This is a genomic window from Chryseobacterium sp. GM_Chr_2, from assembly GCF_026540445.1.
Lineage (GTDB): Bacteria > Bacteroidota > Bacteroidia > Flavobacteriales > Weeksellaceae > Chryseobacterium.
Window position 1 is genome coordinate 1 of the sequence record NZ_JALNUD010000003.1, and the last position, 19,391, is coordinate 19,391.

Here is a 19,391-nt window from a genome sequence, read left to right on the forward strand (position 1 = left end):
TCTATATCTATTTTTTTCTATTTGCAAACTTACCATAGAAATGGCATCCTTTTTTGTTGCGGCGGAGCGAAGCGGAGCCGTAACAAAAAAGATAAAATGGATAGCGGGAAAAAGCTCCTTATTAGGTTGGAGAGTTTGAGAATTGGAGAGTTTGAGGATTAAAAGAATCTCCATGACAAAGTAAAAATCATCCATTCTTTGGCTGCTGCTATTGCCACATCTTTGCAGTGTAAATAAAATTTTATGAAAAAAACAGCAATTATTATCCTTTCTGATCCAAAATCGGGTTCAGAAGAAGCAATGGGAAGAGTGTTCAACGCGTTGGCATCAGCTTACGAGTTTAAGCATGCGGGAGAAGAGGTGAAAATCATTTTTCAGGGAGCGGGAATCAGATGGCCAGAGCAACTTGAAAAGGCAGACCATCCTATTAATAGGCTTTACAGCGAGGTAAGAAATCACGTTCAGGGTCTTTCAAAAGGTTGTGTAGCGGTTTTCGGAACAGAGGTTTCGGGCTACGATCTTTTGAACGAAAATGAAGTACCTGGAACTCCGGGATTACCAAGCTTACTCAACCTTCGAAATGAAGGTTTTGATATTTTGATTTTCTAACAAAGCTCTCAACTGCTCTCCTGACTTTTAGGAGGGCAGTTTTAATGAAGAACAGTTTAAAAATATTAATTAAATTGCAGACATCATGTTGTCACAATCTGTATATACGCTTATCAATCAGCAAAATGGAAATCTTGCCTTCAAACTGTTTGAGTTTGATAACAATAGCTATTTTGATCATATTCAGCGTAATAATTATTTCACTTTAATATTAATTACTTCCGGTGAAGGAACTGCAACCGTTGATCTTTGTGATTTTCAGTTTCAGGAAAATACGATGTTTGCGTTTTATCCTTATCAGCCATTTATGCTGTGTTCTAAAAAACCAATTATGGGAATTTCTATACAGTTTCACCATGATTTTTTCTGTATTTATCGCCATCATAAGGAAATTGCATCAAACGGTATTTTGTTTAATAATGTTTACCAGCAACCTTTTATTTGCCTGAATGAATTCAGTAAAAGTTCTATTTTGAATCTCATCAACGGAATTGCAAATGAATTAAAAGCCGACGGTTTCCGAAAAGATGAAGTGTTGGTTTCTTATCTGAAAATTTTGCTCGTAACGGCAACGAGGATAAAGCTTGAACAACAATCGCTTCAGGATTCGCAGACAAAGAATATCAAGCAACAGTTTATTATTCAGAATCTTAAAAATGCTATTGAAGATAATTTCAGGATAAAACATTCGGCGAGTGATTATGCCGATCTTTTGAATCAAACTCCGGCTTCGCTGGCAAGAATTACGAAGAATCATTTTAATAAAACCCTTTCTGACCTGATTACCGAACGGATTATTATTGAAGCAAAAAGGGAATTGTACCTTACAGCTAAGACTATTAAAGAGATCGCCTATGAACTGGGATATGATGACGAATATTATTTCAGCAGGCTTTTTAAAAACAAGACCGATATTTCACCTCAAATTTATAGGAACACGATTGGTTTTAACAGAGGAAATGCCAATAATTAATATAACCTATTTTCTTTATTATCTGTAAAACATTAACAATGAACGACTACAATAATTATATGATTAAGTGTATTGAATTGGGCAAACAGGCATTAGAAAACGGAAATCCGCCCGTTGGTTCTTTATTGGTTTTTGAAGATAAAATTATCGGAAAAGGTATTGAATCTGGCAAATCTTCAGGAGATATTACACAACATGCAGAAATTTTAGCGGTAAAAGATGCTTTGGCAAATGGTTACAGAGACATTTTAAACCAAGCCATACTTTTCTCAACTCATGAACCTTGTATTATGTGTTCTTATTTCATCAGGCATTATCAAATTAAAAAAATAGTATTCGGTACTTCTGTTCCGCTTGTTGGCGGACAAACTTCTGAATTCAAAATTCTGGAAACGGAAACTATTCCGAAATGGGGCAAAAAACCAGAGATAGAATCAGGAATTCTTCAGCAGGAATGTGAAATGCTGAATGATCAATTTCAACAATATCTTGCTACTCAAAATAAATAAATTTTAAAATATTCTCTTTTTATGTAAAGCTGAAGATTTTTATTCAGTAACAATCTATTCAAACAAAAATTACACAAATCACGACTTTGAAATCATCATTTTTACAACAATGAACAATTAATGTTAGAGAATTGTTAATTTTTATTAAATAAAATTAAAATCTATTTGTTTAAACTGAGAAAATATATTTATTTTAGTGCTTTAAAAATTTCTCATGAAAAGATATAATTTATTGATTGTACTATTACTACTAATTTTTAACGTTACTACGGCTCAGAAGAAGTCTCCGGCAGCAGATTTGAGCATTTTGGGAGAAACGAAATCTAAAATAGAAAAAACGGTTCCGCTTGTTATTCAGCATTTGCAGACAATTGCATCTAAAGAAGGTGACAATAATATTGTTACCAACGGAAAATTTGCCTTAGGTAAAGAATATGGAATTATGGAATCTGAGTGGTTTTTGTACAGAAATAATATGAAAAACTGTATTCTGAACAACTCTTCGAAGAAGGCAAAAAAATGTATGCAATATCATAATGATATGTTTAGAGGTACAATGATCAATTACAACAATTATATTACAAACCTTACAAAAAAGAACGGATATTTAGGAGTTGAAGGCGATACGAAGTTTGATTTTAAACCTACTGAAATTTCTACTAAATTATCGGAAGCTTACTTCAATGCAAACGATGCTGCAGGAAGAATGAAAGGTCCTCAAAAAGTAGAATTTATGGATCAGTCGATGGCAGAAGGGAATAAGCTTACACCTTTCAACCAATTGGCGCAATAATTAAACAACAAAATAATATATAGAATCCTGCTTTTTAAGCGGGATTTTTTTTGATCTAAATTTTAATGTTAAACGGCTCTTTTTTTGATTTGAATTTACTATACCCAAAACATAATTTATCATGTTAAAAAAAGGAGACAGCGTAAAATGGCGGTTCAGCAATGGTGAAACCTACGGAATCATCATTAAAATTCATACCAAAGATTTCGTTTTTATGAATCGTCAACGCCGAGCATCAGAGGAAAATCCTCAGTATGAAGTTATGAGCGAAAAGACGGGAAAAACAGCCGTTCATAAAGCTTCAGCATTGAAAAAGAGATAAATTTTGCAGAGTGTCATTTTAAGCGAAACGGAGTGGAATCGAAAAATGTCAATTATCTGAATTTTAAAAGGTTCTTCATTTTTTAATGCTACACAAAATTTCATTTAGAATGACAAAGAAAGCTTTATATAAAATTTTAAACTGGTTCTAAATATTTGAAAATAAAAAAATCCCGAAGAAAAATCCTCGGGACTATATTTAAAAAGTTTTTGCTTTTAATTATTTCTGAACGGTAGGTAAATTTCCGTTGGCTTTCTGTACTTTTTTGTAAGTGTAGCCACACATCAAAATACTGAATTCGTACAGCAATAATAATGGGAATGCTGCCATCAACATGCTTAAAACGTCTGCCGGAGTAATAATTGCAGCAACAACCATAATTAAAACAATCGCGTGGCGACGGTACGTTCTCATGAACATAGGCGTTAAAATTCCTATCGATGTAAGGAAATAAATCAAGACAGGGAAAAGGAAAATTACTCCCATTCCTAAAACGACCTGTAAAAATAACGTCGTATAATCGCTCAAATCATATAACGGAACGATAATATCGGAAATTTTAAAGATAACTCCGAAATTAACTGCAAAAGGAAGAATTAAAAAATATCCGCATAAAACCCCGATCATGAACAACATCCAAACTGCATTGATGATAAAGATTGAATTTTTTCTTTCTTTCGGATGTAATGCCGGACTGATAAATCTCCATAGCTCCCAAACAATATAAGGAAATGCTGCAACCATTCCACCGAAGATGGAAACAGCCATCATCACATTAAATTGTTGGTATAATTTACTCGCACGCACCGGAAAATCTTTCGGAAGGTGAATACTTTCTTCGCCCAATACCATTTTTGAAAAGTGGTTGACCAATTCAAAAGTCGGAAAATCATTTCTCGTAGGACCAAAAAAGATGTGATCCATAATCCAGTTGATATTAAAGCCGACAATGAATGCAGCGACTACAATCGCAAGAATCGAGCGGATGAGGTGACCTCTTAGTTCTCCAATATGCCCAAGAAAGGACATGTCTTTACCTTCACTCACAGAATAAAATTTTTAAGGGTTCAAATTTATGAAAAAAGTTTCAGTAAAGCAGGAAGTTGGTCGTGGGAAGATGGAAGTTTAATTTTAATTTAAGATGCTTCCACCGCTTCAATATGATAATTCTTGTACCAACCGCTTTATTTAACAGTCAATTTGTAGTGTTGTCATGCTGAGCGAAGTCGAAGCATTTGAATGTCTTTACAATTTTCCAGCTTAATTTATTCCTTCATCCAACAACTTATGCAAATCGATGATTCCGAAATACTTTCCGTTTTCAGTAACAATCAGTTGCCCAATATTATTGTCCTTTAAAATTTTCATGGCTTCTTTGGCTAAAGCGGTTCTTTCTACCGTTTTTGGATTGGCAGACATAATATCTTTCGCCAAAACCTGAGCAATATCGTCGCCTTTCAACAACATTCTTCTTAAATCTCCATCAGTAATAACACCAATAATATTATCGTTTTCTGTAACCACCGTAATTCCGTGTCTTGAGCTGCTTATCGATATAATAACATCTTTTACCGTATCATTTTCTGTCACCTGAGGCTTTTGCGAAGAAAGGAAATCATCAACTTTTGAGATTAAATTTTTGCCTAAACTTCCGCCAGGATGAAATTTCGCGAAATCATTAGCTTTAAAATCATTCAGTTCCATTAAAGAAATGGCTAAAGCATCACCAAGTGCCATTTGTAAGGTTGTGGAACTTGTAGGAGCCAACTTGTTTGGGCAAGCTTCTTTATCAACATGCGTATCCAGAATAATATCAGAATATTCAGCGAGCTTGCTTGATTTATTTCCTGTCATTCCTATTAATGATGAAGAATAATCTTTTAAATAGGGAAGGAGGTTTACAATTTCAGGCGAATTTCCCGAAAGAGAAATGCATAAAACAACATCCTGCTTCTGAATCACGCCCAAATCTCCATGAATTGCCTCCGAAGCATGCAGGAATTGAGAAGGTGTTCCTGTAGAATTCAGCGTGGCAACGATTTTATTTCCAACGTGAGCCGATTTTCCGATTCCTACGACAATCAGTTTTCCTTTTGCCGAATGAATGGTTTCCACAGCTTTTACAAAATCATCATCAAGCCTGTTTTTAAGTTTTTCAAGTTCCGAAATCTCTATTTCTAAAGTCGTTTTCGCGATTGAAATGATGTTCGCTTTTTCCATTTTACTTTTATAGGTATACAATAAAATTCTTTATAACCGTTATATTTTAAAAAGAATATTTAATATAAATTTTATTTTTTATAAATTCGTTCGCTTTTATTTTAAGCAAAATTTTTATAACTTTGGGATACATGCAAATTTAGCAATAGAAAATTAGATGGGTGCAAAAAAAGCCAATTTATCAGGCGAATTGAAAAAATATTTCGGGTTTTCTACATTTAAAGGTCAACAAGAGCAAATTATAGAAAACCTGTTGGAAGGGAAGGATATATTTGTCTTAATGCCGACCGGAGGTGGTAAATCTTTATGTTATCAGCTTCCGGCACTTATTTCTGAGGGCACGGCAATTGTGGTTTCACCTTTAATTGCGTTGATGAAGAACCAGGTAGACGCTGTAAACGGTCTTTCATCAGAGGATGGGGTAGCCCATGTTTTGAATTCTTCATTGAACAAAACTCAGACCAAACAGGTTTTTGATGATATTAAAAGTGGCAGAACAAAACTCTTATATGTAGCTCCTGAATCATTAATTAAAGAAGATTATTTAGAGTTTTTAAAAGAAGTGAAAATTTCCTTCTTTGCTATTGACGAGGCGCACTGTATTTCAGAATGGGGACACGATTTCAGACCTGAGTATAGGAATTTAAAATCCATTATCGATAAAATTGCAGATGTTCCTGTGATTGCATTAACGGCAACGGCAACGCCTAAGGTTCAGGATGATATTCAGAAAACTTTAGGAATGATTAATGCTTTGGTTTTCAAGGAAAGTTTTAATAGACCGAATCTATATTACGAGGTACAGCCAAAAGTAAATGTAGATCGTGAAATTGTGAAATTTATCAATCAGCATAAAGGAAAATCAGGAATTGTTTATTGTTTAAGCCGAAGAAAGGTTGAAGAATTTGCTCAACTTTTACAGGTAAACGGGGTAAATGCATTACCTTACCACGCTGGTCTAGATCAAAAAGTAAGAGTAGCGAATCAGGATAAATTCTTGATGGAAGAGGTGGATGTGATTGTAGCAACCATCGCATTCGGAATGGGAATTGATAAACCGGATGTCCGTTTTGTTATTCATTATGATTTCCCAAAATCGTTGGAGAGTTATTATCAGGAAACCGGTCGTGCAGGTCGAGATGGTGGTGAAGGCCACTGTTTGGCATTCTATGATCCTAAAGACATTGAAAAATTAGAAAAATTCTTAGCTCAAAAACCTGTTTCCGAGAGAGAAATCGGATTACAGTTGTTGAATGAAGTAGTAGGTTACGCCGAAACTTCAATGAGCAGAAGACAATATATATTGTATTATTTTGGTGAAAACTTCGATCCAATTCATGGTGACGGCGCCAAAATGTGTGATAATTCATCGAATCCTCCAAAATTAAAGGATGCAACGGATGATTTGAAGAAAGCTTTAGAGCTAATTCGCGATACAGGTGAAAAATTTAAATCAAAAGATCTGATTTCTGTTATTGCAGGAAAAGAAAATGCGGTGACAAAATCATATAAATTGGAGCAGGCTTCGTATTTCGGATTTGGAAAAGAAGAAAAAGACAATCACTGGAAAACGATTTTAAGACAGGCAACGGTTCAGAATTTCCTTCAAAAGGATATTGAAACGTATGGTGTTTTAAAGATTACCGAAAAAGGAAGATTGGTTCTGGAAGGCAAACTTGAACATTCTTTCCTGATTGCTGAAGATCGAGAATTTGATTTAACACAAAGTAAGGCAGAAAGCGACCAGATTCAGCAGCAATCTGCAGGTGGATTAGATCAAAATTTATTCGCTTTATTAAAAGAATTAAGAAAGAAAGTTGCCAAAAAATACGGGATTCCGCCGTACACGGTTTTTATGGATCCGAGTTTGGAAGATATGACGGTTCAGTATCCGATTTCTGTTGAAGAAATTGCGAAAATTTATGGTGTTGGAGAAGGAAAAGCCAAAAAATACGGTAAAGAATTCGCAGATTTTATCAGTCAATATGTAGAAGAAAATAATATTGAACGTACTCAGGATATGGTGTTGAAACAGGTGGCAAATAAATCGAGCCATAAAGTTTTCATCATTCAAAGTACCGACAAAAAGATTGATCTTGAAGACATTGCAAGAGCGAAAAATCTTTCGATGGATGAATTGTTGAAGGAGATGGAACGTATTGTTTATCAGGGTACAAAATTAAATATTGATTATTATATCGAAGATAATTTTGATGAAGATATTGTAGACGGTTTCATGGAATTTATGAATGAATCTGAAAGCGACAGCATGAAAGTTTTATTGGATGAATTTGGCGATGAATTATCTGATGAAGAAGTACGAATGTTGAGGATAAAATTCATTAGCGACGTCGCGAACTAAAATGATGTTAAACGATAATGAAATAATATTAAAAGAAATTCTTCCTAGGAAGAATTTCTTTTTTATTTGAAATAAGTAAGACACTTTAACGTTTAGCTTGTCATTCCGTAGGAATCTAAGCTTGAATTTTCACATTTTATTTTTTCTAATACTATGTTTAGATTCCTACGGAATGACAAATTGGATTATAGAAAATTTTGAAGGTTATTTAATTTTAAGTTAAAAATCATTAATTACGGGTTGGGATTGATAGTTCCCAAAACTTTTTACTAATTTTACACTGATGAAAAAGATTTCTGTCATATTTATTCTGCCGGACCTTGAAACCGGAGGCGCAGAAAGGATCGTTACCACTATTGCGAATCATCTTTCCAGAGATCGATTTGAGCCTAAGATTATGCTTTTACGTAAGCAGGGCGGTTATCTGAATTTTTTAAAGGATGATGTGGATATTATTGATATTAATACCGAAAGGATTCGTCATTCTTTAAGACCAATTTTAAGGGAAATTTACAGAAGAAAACCGGATATTGTATTTTCAGGTTTTGGGGAAGTGAATGCTTATTTGTCTTTGTTTATCAAGCTTTTTCCGAGAACGAAATTTATTGCAAGAGAAACCAATGTGGTGACACAACATGTGACACGTAAAGAAATTAAATTTTTCTATAATTTTTATAATAACTATCAGAGAATCATTGCGCAAAGCGATGATATGCGGAAAGATCTGATCGATAATTTTAATATCAAGCAAGGGAAAATTGTGAAGATCAATAATCCTGTAGATTTTGATTTTATTGATGCTAAACTGGCAGTTTCCACAAAGCCTGAAAGTTTTAAATATAATTATAAAAATGTGGTGGCCATTGGTAATTTATCTGCCAGAAAAGGGTTTGATAATTTGCTGAAAGTATTTTCAAGATTAAAAAATGAAAATATTATTCTTCACATTTTAGGTGATGGTCACGACCGAGAAATTCTTCATCAGATGAAAGATTTTTTGGGATTAAAACAGGTTATTTTTCATGGTCGACAGGAAAATCCGTATCAATTTCTGAAGTATGCCGATTTGTTTATTCTTTCCTCAAGATATGAAGGTTTTCCCAATGTTTTATTGGAAGCCGGAGCTTGCGGAACCTATTCTTTAGCAAATAACTGTCCTGGTGGAATCAACGAAATTATTCAAGATAATACGAATGGCGAAATTGCAGATATTGAAAATCATGAGGATTTTTCCAGAAAAATACTTCAGATTCTTCACAGAGATCACGATAAAGATGCGATAAAAAATTCTATAAGATCCAGATTTTCAAAGAATATTATTTTAGATAAATATGAACAGGTCTTAATCGATCTCATGACCAAATAGTATTTATGGATACTTTCCGTACATTTGCGGCTGTTAATTTTATTTAAAATCAAGATTTCATCAATGAATAAAGTTCAGAAATTAGCCTGCGCGTGTGAAAAACCTACTTCAAATTATACGGAATACAGAACTTCTGAGTTGGGAACAGATCATACCCATGGAAGAAATGCAGAAGTAAGCATTCAGCAGTGTAAATTATGCCAAAGAATTTGGATTCATTATTCTATTAAATCCGAAAATTTACCGGAAACCGAAAAATGGTATAAAGGAATTGTTTCGAAAAAAGACCGTCCACAAATTACTCCCGAAAATGCAGTTGAATTTCTGGAAAGCCTTGAATGGTATGTTTTTGGGGGTTCTTATTTTGAAAATACTGTGGAATTTGGTCAGGGAAAATTGAATTTGGATTTTTAAAAATTAAAATTATTCCAATAAGAACAAATCACAATAATGAAAGATAAAAAAAGCGATTATGTCAAATGTAAATGCTGTGGTCTTCTTAAAGATAGATTGGATATTTCAATTTCTTTATCAATTTTAAAAAATAGAGATTTTGTAAAAAACTCTGATCACAAGTATGATTTGTTTGAATTGCTGATTGGCTCTGATTTTAAATGGGCATGTGACACGTGTATAAATGATCGAAGAGCTTTAATACCCAACTCTTTACAGCAAACTAATTTTTATACTCCCTATTTATCATATTACGACACGAATTTAAGATGTGAAAAATGCAAAAATGAATTTACTTTTACTAAAGATGAAAAGAAACTTTGGTATGAACAATTAAAGTTTCATATAAAGTCAATTCCATTGCATTGTCTTAAATGTCGAAAAGAAATAAGAAAATTAAAAATACAGAATAAAATACTTTCGCAACTTTTACAAAAAGATCAAAAAGATCTAACGATTGATGAACTTTCTCAAATTGTTCAGATTTACGATGAATGGAATATAAAAGATAAATTTAATTTTTACAAAAAAGTTATTCAAAAACGTATAAACTAAATTTAAGACAAATCTCACTTTCTCACGTGGTAATTAATCGTTAAATTTGTAAGAATTAAGATAGATAATAATAAACAAATTCATATAATAACATGAGTCAATTCGATGTTACCGTAATCGGTTCTGGTCCTGGTGGTTATGTTGCTGCAATTCGTGCTGCACAATTAGGTTTCACAGTAGCTATTATTGAAAAATATCCAACTTTAGGAGGAACTTGTCTTAACGTGGGATGTATTCCGTCAAAAGCGCTTTTAGACAGCTCTGAGCATTTTGAGAACGCAAAACACAATTTTGCAGGTCACGGAATCATTATCAACGAGCCTCAGGCAGATATCGCAAGAATGATCGAGCGTAAAAACGAGGTAATCAAACAAAATACAGACGGAATCAGCTATCTGATGAACAAAAACAAAATTACTGTTTTTGAAGGTGTTGGGAGCTTCGAATCTGCTACTCAGATCAAAGTAACGAAAAACGACGGTTCTACTGAAACGATCGATTCTAAATATACAATCATTGCAACGGGTTCTAAACCAACTTCTTTACCTTTCATTACTTTAGATAAAGAAAGAGTGATTACTTCTACGGAAGCTTTAAATCTTAAGGAAATTCCTAAGCATTTGGTAGTTATCGGTGGTGGAGTTATCGGTCTTGAGCTTGGTTCTGTTTATTTAAGATTAGGCGCTCAGGTAACTGTGGTTGAGTTTATGGATAAAATCATCCCTGGAATGGATGGAGCTTTAAGTAAAGAATTAACTAAAGTTCTTAAAAAACAAGGAATGAAGTTCATGCTTTCTACAGCGGTTTCTGCGGTTGAAAGAAATGGAGATACTGTAAAAATTACAGCTAAAGATAAAAAAGGAGAAGAGGTAGTTGTAGAAGGAGATTACTGTTTAGTTTCTGTAGGTAGAAAGCCTTACACAGACGGACTTGGATTGGAGAAAGCAGGTGTTGAGCTTGACGAAAGAGGAAGAGTAAAAACTAACGATCACCTTCAAACGAACGTTGCTAATATCTACGCAATCGGTGACGTTATCAAAGGAGCAATGTTGGCTCACAAAGCTGAAGAAGAAGGAGTTTTCGTTGCTGAAACATTGGCTGGACAAAAACCTCACGTTAATTATAACTTAATTCCTGGTGTTGTTTACACTTGGCCTGAAGTTGCCGGAGTTGGTAAAACTGAAGAGCAATTGAAGGAAGAAGGTGTTGCTTACAAAGTAGGATCTTTCCCAATGAGAGCATTAGGAAGAAGCCGTGCAAGTGGTGATGTTGATGGTTTGGTGAAAATTATCGCAGACGAAAAAACTGACGAAGTTTTGGGGATGCACATCGTAGGAGCAAGAGCTGCCGATTTGATCGCTGAAGGGGTAATTGCTATGGAATTCCGTGCAAGTGCTGAAGATATTGCAAGAAGTTCTCACGCTCACCCGACGTATGCAGAAGCTATTAAAGAAGCTGCATTGGATGCTACAGCTAAGAGACCGATTCATATGTAATATTTGATTAAAAGATTTAATCATTTTAAATATTTAAAAATTAAGGCTGTCAACAATATTATGACAGCCTTTTTTATGTTCAAACTAATTACTCTAAAAACCCTCAAATACTCTCACTCTCCAACTCTAGAACTCTAGAACTCTCCGACTCTAAAATTCCCTCACAAAAACTTGCCATTATTTTCCTTACCTTTGCAGACTAATTTTATCATACATGTTACTCGGAAAAACTCAAACTTTAAAAATTTCAGAAAAAATCAGCTCAGGATGGATTTTAACAGACGAATCCGGTGAAAAAGCCTTTTTGCCAAAAATCTTCATTCAGGATGAAAAAGAAATCGACGAAGAGGTGGATGTTTTTGTGTATCAGGATGATAATAAACTAAAAGCTACCACGGAAATTCCATTGGCTGAAGTTGGTGAATTTGCCGTGATGAGCTGTGTTCAAAGCCTTCCTAGTGGTGCTTTTATGGATTGGGGAATTATAAAAGATTTATTTATTCCTTACAAGCAACAGAAATCTAAAATTGTTGAAGGTAAAAGATATCTGGTTCATTTGTATGTAGATGATGAATTGGAATTAATTACGGGAACTACCAAATTCAAAAGAAATCCTCAATACCAGGATCTTCCTTTCCAAAAAGGGGATAAGGTAGGTTTGATTATGATGAATGAAAGTGAATTGGGCTGGAACGTCGTAATCAACAAAAAATACATCGGCTTGATCTATACTTCTGATGTTTTCAAGAAACTATATCCTTTGTCTGAAGAAAGCGGTTACATTAAAGAAATCCGTGAGGATGGAAAGATTGATGTTTCTCTGCAGCCACAAGGTTTTGAAAATATTGATGAGTTTAAAAAGAAAATTTTAGACAAATTAGAAGAAAATTACGGTTTGCTTTATCTTTCAGACAAATCTTCTCCTGAGGAAATTAAAGATGAGATCCAGATGAGTAAGAAGAATTTTAAGAAGGCAATTGGAGGGCTTTATAAGGATAAAATTATTGATATTTCAGACGATAAAATCAAATTATTATAAAAAAATATTATATAAAAAGCGGGTAGGAATTTATTTTCTACCCGCTTTTTTTATGCAATGAATTGAAATTGAACGTACATAACTGATGTATATCATACAATTTTGTTTAATTATTTTGTTTAACAATTTTGTCAAAAAATAAAATTGATTTAAATTTGCACAAATTTGTTTAACAAAAATGTCAAATCAAGCAAAAAAAGACCAAACACAGGAATTAATCAAAGAGACAGCAAAGAATTTATTCTTTGTGAAAGGGAAATTTGATGCTACAACGCAAGAAATTGCAGATGCAGCGGGAGTAAACAGAACGTTGATCAATTATTATTTTCGTTCCAGAGACAATCTTATTCAGATCATTTTTGATGAAGCGCAAAAGGTAGAACAGGATAAATCTAAAGTTATTCAAAACTCAGATCTTCCTTTTAAAGAGAAAATGGGGCAGTTTATTGAGCATAGTTTATCGACCAGCCTTAAATATCCATACTTAGAAACTTATATTGTTTCACAAATCAATAAAGGAAACTGTCATAAAAAAGACATCGAAGAAGATGAGCTTAAAAAGCTGTACAAAGACATCAAAAAAGAAATGGCTTTAGGAAATATCGAAACGATGGAACCTATTCAATTTGTGCTTAATATGGTTTCTTTATTGGTGTTCCCAAGTGCAATAAGACCATTATTAATGGAAAATTTAATGATTAGTGAGAAGAAATTCGACCAGATCATTGCGGCAAGAAAAGACATCATTCTGAATATTTTATTTAAAAATTAACAAAACTGTTAAAGTAATTTAAGAAATGATTCGTCCTTTAGAATTAAAAAATAGAGAAGACAAAGAAATTAAAAAAATAAACGAAGTATAAGATTATGAAAAGAAAACGTATAACTGCAAAAAAGCTAAAAATTGGGGTAGCTGCAGCATTTATGATTTTCGGTTTTTCATCAGTGTCTGCTCAACAGCAGGTTTCTTTACAGGAAGCGATAAAACAGGCACTTCAAAATAAAGCAGAAGCTAAAAAAGCTGCTTTACAGGTAAAAAAAGCCGAATATAAAATTGATGAAGCAAAAGCCGGAGCTTTACCACAAGTTACTGCTACAGCTGGTCTTACTTACAATCCCATTATTCAGGAGTCATTGCTTGAATTTGGTGGAGAGAAAATCAGAGCTCAGTTAGGGCAGCCGTGGAGTTCAACTGCTTCCGTTCAGCTTCAGCAGGCAATTTTTGACCAAAGAGTATTCACAGGGCTTAAGGCAGCGAAATCTACAAGAGAATTTTATGTGCTAAACGCTCAGTTAACCAATGAACAGATCATTGAAAATGTAGCAACAGCTTATTATCAGGTGTTTGTTCAGGAAGAAAACCTGAAAACGGTGGAGGCGAGCTATGCCAATACAGAAAAAACAAGAAATGTAATCAAAAGTTTGGTAGACAACGGTTTGGCAAAAGCTATTGATTTAGACAGAACGAATGTTCAGCTAACGAATATAGGCTCAAACAGACAGACTTTAATTAATTCTGTTCAGCTTTCGAAAAATGCTTTGAAGTTTTATATGGGAGTTCCGATTTCTACAGATATTGAATTGGAAGAAAAAACCATCGAGCCTAAACCTGAATTGATCGCAAGCAATGTAAATCTTGATGATCGTACAGAGATCAAAGTTTTAAATAAAAACAGAGAACTTTTAGTATTCAATAAAAAAGCAACGGAAGCTTATCTGTATCCAACGGTGAGTTTGGTTGCCAATTATGGTTGGGGTGCAACGGGAGCAAAGTTTCCTTTAACGAACGGTCTTCAAAACGGAGTACTTTGGAGTGATTATTCAGCGATTGGTTTAAATGTAAATATCCCGATTTTCACGGGAGGTGCTACAAAAGCAAAGATCAATGAGGCTGAAATCGACATTCAGGATCTTGATGTTGATATTGAAAATACACAGCTAAGCTTAAGTTTAGATTATAAAAATGCTATTACCAATATGGAAAATGCATTAATCAATATCGAAAGCATGAAAGATAATGTAGATTTGGCAGAAAGAGTTCAAAAAAATACGCAATCTAACTATCAATACGGCTTAGCAACATTAACGGAAGTTTTGGATGCTGAAAATGCACAAACTCAGGCTAAACAGAATTATGCCAATGCTTTATTGGATTATAAGCAAGCTGAAATAAAATTAATTAAAGCGAAAGGAGAGCTAAATACTTTACAAAACCCATAATAAACTATAATGAAAAAAACTTTAATATATATCATCGTAGCGGCTGTACTTATTGGTTTAGCAGCGTACAAGATTGCAGGTAACAAAGAGAAGCAGGAGACGGAAGTAAGAGAAGTTGCCAAGCAGGTAGACAAAATCAATGTGAACGTAATCACAGTAGCAAGAGAAAACATCAATACCGATTACTCAGCCAACGGAACTTTTATCCCGAAACAGGAATCTAATCAGTCTTCTGAAATTTCAGGACGCGTAGTAAGCGTTTTGGTGAAAGAAGGTTCAAAAGTAGGGGCTGGTCAGGTTTTAGCAACGATTAAAAAAGATGCGATTGAAGTAGACGTTACTCAGGCTCAGAACAACTTACAAAATGCAATTATCGATAATCAACGTTACGAAAATGCCTTCAAAACGGGAGGTGTTACTAAGCAACAGGTTGATAATTCAAGATTACAGCTGAAAAATGCTCAGGCAGCTGTAAAAGCTCAGGGAGTAAGAGTAAATGATGCAAGCATCAGAGCGGGAATCAGCGGAACGATCAACAAAAAAATGGTGGAACCGGGAATGGTGGTTGCTCCGGGAACTGCACTTTTCGAAATCGTAAATATCAATTCATTAAAACTTTCAGTTTTGGTGGATGAAAGCCAGATCGGAAAAATTGCATTAGGTCAGGAAGTGGCTATTAATGTAAATGTTTTACCAGACGATTCTTTCACAGGAAGAATTACATTTATTGCTCCTAAAAGTGATGCTTCTTTGAATTTCCCGGTTGAAGTTGAGGTTCAGAACAGAGGAAATCTAAAAGCAGGTATGTATGCAACCGCGACTTTCAAAACCAACAATGGTGCTGAAACTCAAAATATGCTGACAGTTCCTGCGGAAGCTTTCGTAAACGGAGTAAGCTCAGGACAATTATTTGTGGTAAGCAACGGAACAGCTAAATTAATTAAAGTTCAGACCGGAAAAGTTTACGGTGATAAAGTTCAGATCTTAAGCGGACTGAACGGTGGCGAACAGGTAATTACCAGCGGACAGATTAACCTTGATAACGGTTCAAAAATCAATATCGTAAAGTAAGAGAAGATGAAGTTAGCAGAAATATCCATTAAAAGACCGTCCTTGGTTATCGTATTATTTACGATACTTACGCTGGGTGGTTTATTAAGTTACTCCATGATGGGGTACGAGTTGATTCCGAAGTTTGAAACCAATATGGTAACCATTTCTACAGTATATCCGGGTGCTTCGCCTTCTGAGGTAGAAACATCGGTAACCCGAAAGATCGAGGATGCCGTGGGATCTTTGGAAAACGTAAAAAAAGTAGAATCTTCATCTTACGAAAGTTTATCGGTTATCATGGTTCAGTTGAATACAGGTGCCGATGTAAACTATGCATTGAATGATGCTCAGAGAAAGGTAAACGCTATTTTGGCAGACCTTCCGGACGATGCAGATCCGCCATCACTACAGAAATTCTCATTGGATGATTTACCGATCATGACGTTGAGTATTTCCAGTGATAAACTAAATAATAAAGAGCTTTACGATCTTTTAGATAAGAAAATTGAGCCTGTATTTTCCCGTGTAAACGGTGTGGCTCAGGTTGATCTTGTGGGTGGACAGGAGAGAGAAATTCAGGTAAATTTAGATGAAAAGAAATTGCAGGGGTACGGTCTTTCAATTGGAGACGTGCAACAGGCAATTCTTTCTTCCAACTTAGATTTCCCGACGGGAGCTTTGAAAACGAGAACTTCAAGATCTACGATCAGACTTTCAGGAAAATACAAAAGTGTTGCTGAAATGAACAATCTTGTGGTTTCCGATAAAAACGGTGCGCAGGTTCGTTTGTCAGACGTAGCAACGGTTTTTGACTCTCAGAAAGATGTTGAAAAAATTGCAAGATACAATCAGAATGCAACGATTTTACTTCAGGTAAAAAAACAGTCTGATGCCAATGCGGTAGCGGTTTCAGAATTAGTTCAGAAAACGATTGCTGATGTTCAGAATAATTATAAAACACAGGCGATTAAAATCAATATTGTAGATGATACAACAGATTTTACGCTTGAAGCAGCAGACCACGTAATCTTCGATTTATTCTTAGCGATTATTTTGGTGGCAGTGGTAATGTTATTATTCCTTCACAACATCAGAAACGCATTTATCGTAATGGTTTCGATCCCGATGTCTTTGATTGCAACAGTAATCGGAATGTATCTGATGGGATATACCCTAAACTTAATGAGTTTACTTGGACTTTCATTGGTAGTAGGTATTCTTGTGGATGACGCGATCGTAGTATTGGAAAACGTATACCGTCACATGGAGATGGGGAAAAGCAGAATTCGTGCAGCATACGACGGAGCTTCAGAAATCGGGTTTACGGTAACAGCTATTACGTTGGTAATTGTGGTGGTATTCTTACCTATTGCGATGAGTTCAGGTTTGGTATCTGATATCCTGGCACAGTTCTGTGTAACCGTGGTTATTGCGACAATGTTGTCGTTATTAGCTTCATTTACCATCATTCCTTGGTTATCTTCAAGATATGGTAAATTGGTACACCTTTCAGGTAAAAATGTTTTCGAAAGATTTATTCTTTGGTTTGAAAAGCAATTGGAGAAATTTACACACTGGATTACAGGAATCTTAGAATGGGCTTTGAAAACAACATTAAGAAGAATCATGACGGTAGTGATTACTTTCATCATTTTGATCTCTTCATTTATGTTGGTGGCATTCGGATTTATCGGAGGTGAATTCTTCCCTAAAATGGATAGAGGTCAGTTCCTTGTTCAGATGGAATTACCAAAAGATGCTTCGGTAGAAAAAACGAATCAGGTAACACTGGCAGTTGAAAAATACCTTAGAAACGATAAAGATGTAGTAGATATGATTACAACGGTTGGTCAGCAGTCATCAGGTTTTGGTGGGGCACAGGCAACGTTGTATCAATCAGAAATTCAGGTAATTTTGGTTGATAAATCTGAACGTAACGAAAGTACAGATATTAAATCTGCTAAAATCAAGAGAGCTTTAGAAGAGAAATTCACCGGAGTTGAGTTTAAAACCGCACCAATCGGATTAATGGGAGCAGATAATGCACCAATCGAAATGGTGGTAACGGCTCAAGATAACGAAACGGCAAATAAAGAAGCGAACAGAATTCTTGAATTGCTTAAAAAAGTTCCTGGATCTGTAGATGCTGAGTTATCAACCGATTCTGGAAACCCGGAAGTTCAGGTGAATATCGACAGAGATAAGATGGCAGCATTAGGTTTAAACCTTTCAAGTGTTGGACAAACGATGCAGACTGCATTCAGTGGAAATACAGACGGGAAGTTCAGAGCAGGAGAGTATGAATATGATATCAACATCCGTTTTGGAGATGCCAACAGACAATCTATTGATGATGTAAGAAACCTGATGTTTACGAATACTAAAGGAGAGCAGGTAAGATTGAGCCAGTTTGCTGACGTAAAAATGGGTTCAGGACCAAGTTTGCTTGAGCGTAGAGATAAAGCACCTTCGGTAAAAGTAAAATCTAAAGTGGTAGGTCGTCCGGTAGGAGACGTAGCAAGCGAATGGGCAGCAAAGTTCATGGATAACGAAAAAACAAAACCTGCAGGTGTAAGCTATATCTGGAGTGGTGATATGGAAAACCAAACCGAAGGTTTCGGTACGTTAGGAATCGCTTTATTAGCGGCTATCGTATTGGTTTATTTGGTAATGGTTTCATTATACGACTCGTTTGTTTATCCGTTTGTGGTATTATTCTCCATTCCGTTGGCATTGATCGGGGTAATGGTTATTTTGGCCATCACCGGAAATTCACTGAACATCTTTACGATGCTGGGGATGATCATGTTGATCGGTTTGGTAGCGAAAAACGCGATTATGATTGTCGATTTTGCTAATATGAGAAAAGCAGCGGGAGCAACAACACATGATGCTTTGATTCAGGCAAACCACGCGCGTCTTCGTCCGATCCTGATGACCACGATTGCGATGATATTCGGTATGATCCCGATTGCGATTGCAAAAGGTGCAGGAGCCGAGATGAACAACGGATTGGCTTGGGTAATCATCGGTGGTTTAACATCGTCATTATTCCTTACCTTGATTATCGTACCGGTAGTTTACTCTTTATTCGATTCAATTTTAAGGAGAATGGGTAAAGATGAAAAAATAGATTATGAAGCTGAAATGAAGGCTGATTACGATCATAGAGAACTAAGTGAAGACGGATTTACTCCGAAACACGTAGACTAATATAACAACCTTTAATTAACCAAAAACCGTATCAGCAATGATGCGGTTTTTTTCGTTATTGCGATAAGCAAAGCGAAGAAACAATCTCAAAAAATATCCATACAATTTGTCATCCTGTAAGGATCTAAACATAGTATTAGAAAGCAGTAAGAAAAGATTCGAGCTGCGACAAACTTTTATTCTTTGGGTTATAAAACAGTTAGTATTA

18 protein-coding genes are annotated in these 19,391 nt (G+C 35.0%); 15 read left to right on the plus strand and 3 right to left on the minus strand.

All coding sequences use genetic code 11. The annotated features are described in order from the left end of the window. A partial coding sequence (locus OXQ85_RS05540; RefSeq protein ID WP_267402826.1) for a hypothetical protein occupies nucleotides 1-195 on the minus strand: 195 nt, incomplete at its 3' end. Nucleotides 196-243: 48 nt separating this feature from the next. On the opposite strand from OXQ85_RS05540, the gene OXQ85_RS05545 reads away from it, so the two are divergent. The 5 genes from OXQ85_RS05545 to OXQ85_RS05565 all read left to right on the plus strand — a co-directional run bounded on the left by OXQ85_RS05545 (nucleotide 244) and on the right by OXQ85_RS05565 (nucleotide 3,206). Continuing rightward, on the plus strand, nucleotides 244-609 hold the full coding sequence (locus OXQ85_RS05545; protein ID WP_267402827.1) for a DsrE family protein: 366 nt from the start codon (nucleotides 244-246) through the stop codon (nucleotides 607-609). A gap of 85 nt (nucleotides 610-694) precedes the next feature. Beyond that, nucleotides 695-1,582 (plus strand): helix-turn-helix transcriptional regulator, encoded by an 888-nt coding sequence (locus OXQ85_RS05550; protein ID WP_267402828.1) that lies wholly within the window; start codon nucleotides 695-697, stop codon nucleotides 1,580-1,582. A 38-nt stretch (nucleotides 1,583-1,620) separates the two neighbouring features. Beyond that, complete coding sequence (locus OXQ85_RS05555) at nucleotides 1,621-2,091, plus strand: nucleoside deaminase (protein WP_267402829.1); 471 nt, start codon at nucleotides 1,621-1,623, stop codon at nucleotides 2,089-2,091. 214 nt (nucleotides 2,092-2,305) lie between these two features. Beyond that, on the plus strand, nucleotides 2,306-2,884 hold the full coding sequence (locus OXQ85_RS05560) for a hypothetical protein (protein WP_267402830.1): 579 nt from the start codon (nucleotides 2,306-2,308) through the stop codon (nucleotides 2,882-2,884). Between the two features lie 121 nt (nucleotides 2,885-3,005). Then, nucleotides 3,006-3,206 (plus strand): DUF2945 domain-containing protein, encoded by a 201-nt coding sequence (locus OXQ85_RS05565; RefSeq protein WP_267402831.1) that lies wholly within the window; start codon nucleotides 3,006-3,008, stop codon nucleotides 3,204-3,206. Between the two features lie 219 nt (nucleotides 3,207-3,425). Here OXQ85_RS05565 and tatC read toward each other — a convergent pair whose 3' ends face one another. Both tatC and OXQ85_RS05575 read right to left on the minus strand, forming a co-directional pair. Beyond that, nucleotides 3,426-4,253 (minus strand): twin-arginine translocase subunit TatC, encoded by an 828-nt coding sequence (gene tatC, locus OXQ85_RS05570; protein ID WP_267402832.1) that lies wholly within the window; start codon nucleotides 4,251-4,253, stop codon nucleotides 3,426-3,428. Between the two features lie 213 nt (nucleotides 4,254-4,466). Then, nucleotides 4,467-5,426, minus strand: coding sequence for a KpsF/GutQ family sugar-phosphate isomerase (locus OXQ85_RS05575; RefSeq protein ID WP_267402833.1), 960 nt, complete (start codon nucleotides 5,424-5,426; stop codon nucleotides 4,467-4,469). A 157-nt stretch (nucleotides 5,427-5,583) separates the two neighbouring features. On the opposite strand from OXQ85_RS05575, the gene recQ reads away from it, so the two are divergent. The 10 genes from recQ (at nucleotide 5,584) to OXQ85_RS05625 (ending at nucleotide 19,183) form a co-directional block, all read left to right on the plus strand. Then, a complete protein-coding gene (gene recQ / locus OXQ85_RS05580) occupies nucleotides 5,584-7,788 on the plus strand; it encodes a DNA helicase RecQ (protein WP_267402834.1) in 2,205 nt (734 codons plus the stop codon). 283 nt (nucleotides 7,789-8,071) lie between these two features. After that, nucleotides 8,072-9,154 carry a glycosyltransferase gene (locus OXQ85_RS05585; protein WP_267402835.1) on the plus strand — a complete coding sequence of 361 codons (1,083 nt, stop codon included), beginning with the start codon at nucleotides 8,072-8,074 and terminating at the stop codon, nucleotides 9,152-9,154. Between the two features lie 63 nt (nucleotides 9,155-9,217). Further along, nucleotides 9,218-9,568 (plus strand): hypothetical protein, encoded by a 351-nt coding sequence (locus OXQ85_RS05590; protein ID WP_267402836.1) that lies wholly within the window; start codon nucleotides 9,218-9,220, stop codon nucleotides 9,566-9,568. A gap of 36 nt (nucleotides 9,569-9,604) precedes the next feature. Next, on the plus strand, nucleotides 9,605-10,162 hold the full coding sequence (locus OXQ85_RS05595; protein WP_267402837.1) for a zinc-ribbon domain containing protein: 558 nt from the start codon (nucleotides 9,605-9,607) through the stop codon (nucleotides 10,160-10,162). Nucleotides 10,163-10,254: 92 nt separating this feature from the next. Then, on the plus strand, nucleotides 10,255-11,658 hold the full coding sequence (lpdA, locus tag OXQ85_RS05600) for a dihydrolipoyl dehydrogenase (protein ID WP_267402838.1): 1,404 nt from the start codon (nucleotides 10,255-10,257) through the stop codon (nucleotides 11,656-11,658). A gap of 214 nt (nucleotides 11,659-11,872) precedes the next feature. Beyond that, nucleotides 11,873-12,697 (plus strand): S1-like domain-containing RNA-binding protein, encoded by an 825-nt coding sequence (locus OXQ85_RS05605; protein WP_267402839.1) that lies wholly within the window; start codon nucleotides 11,873-11,875, stop codon nucleotides 12,695-12,697. Nucleotides 12,698-12,875: 178 nt separating this feature from the next. Beyond that, nucleotides 12,876-13,469 (plus strand): TetR/AcrR family transcriptional regulator, encoded by a 594-nt coding sequence (locus tag OXQ85_RS05610; protein WP_267402840.1) that lies wholly within the window; start codon nucleotides 12,876-12,878, stop codon nucleotides 13,467-13,469. 95 nt (nucleotides 13,470-13,564) lie between these two features. After that, entirely contained in the window at nucleotides 13,565-14,917 is a 1,353-nt protein-coding gene (locus OXQ85_RS05615; protein WP_267402841.1) for a TolC family protein, read from the plus strand. 9 nt (nucleotides 14,918-14,926) lie between these two features. Then, nucleotides 14,927-15,988: an efflux RND transporter periplasmic adaptor subunit gene (locus OXQ85_RS05620; protein ID WP_267402842.1), complete on the plus strand. Its 1,062-nt coding sequence runs from the start codon at nucleotides 14,927-14,929 to the stop codon at nucleotides 15,986-15,988. Between the two features lie 6 nt (nucleotides 15,989-15,994). Then, on the plus strand, nucleotides 15,995-19,183 hold the full coding sequence (locus tag OXQ85_RS05625) for an efflux RND transporter permease subunit (protein WP_267402843.1): 3,189 nt from the start codon (nucleotides 15,995-15,997) through the stop codon (nucleotides 19,181-19,183). The last annotated feature ends 208 nt before the right edge of the window (nucleotides 19,184-19,391 follow it).